1 protein-coding gene is annotated in these 793 nt (G+C 50.6%); it reads right to left on the reverse strand.

Annotated features, from left to right (window positions below; translation table 11 throughout):
• The coding region (locus R7093_RS25000) for a 2-isopropylmalate synthase (RefSeq protein ID WP_318146989.1) at positions 1–793 on the reverse strand (793 nt) is incomplete at both ends.

Raw genomic sequence — 793 nt, forward strand, 5'->3', positions numbered from 1 at the left:
CCATGGAATCCATGTGGCTCTTCACCGCCGCTCGGCCGCTACGACTGGTTAGGTTAAGCGCTTGGTTCTTAAGACCAATCGACTCAGGCGTCATGATCTCGTAAGTGTTCTTGTTCTTTAACATGCCGTCTTGGTGGATACCTGAAGAATGGCTGAATGCATTGGCACCCACGATCGCTTTGTTGCTTTGGATCGGCATGTTGCACAGTTGACTCACCAACTTGCTAGTACGATGGATTTCTTCGTGCTTGATCCCCGTGCTTACACCCAGAAGCTCTTGACGCGTCTTGATGATCATCGCGATCTCTTCTAGTGAGCAGTTACCCGCACGCTCTCCGATACCATTGATGGTGCCTTCAATTTGGCGAGCACCGGCTTGTACTGCTGCAATTGAGTTTGCGACCGACATGCCCAAGTCATCATGACAGTGCACAGAAATGATGGCCTTGTCGATGTTTGGCACGCGGTTGAAAAGCGTTTGGATGATGCCACCGAACTCGCTTGGCACTGTATAGCCAACGGTATCGGGAATGTTGATGGTGCTTGCTCCAGCATCAATTGCGGCTTCAACCATGCGACATAGATTGTCGATTGGTGTTCGGCCTGCGTCTTCACAAGAAAATTCGACATCATCGGTGTAGTTACGCGCGTGTTTAACGGCGTTGACCGCCATTTCAAGTACGTCATCGTAACTGCGGCGTAGCTTGTCTTGAACGTGAATCGTGGAAGTGGCTAGAAAAGTGTGGATACGGAATTGGTCAGCAACTTTTAGCGCCTCAGCTGCGGCATCGAT

It is taken from the genome of Vibrio sp. 1580 (assembly GCF_033340055.1).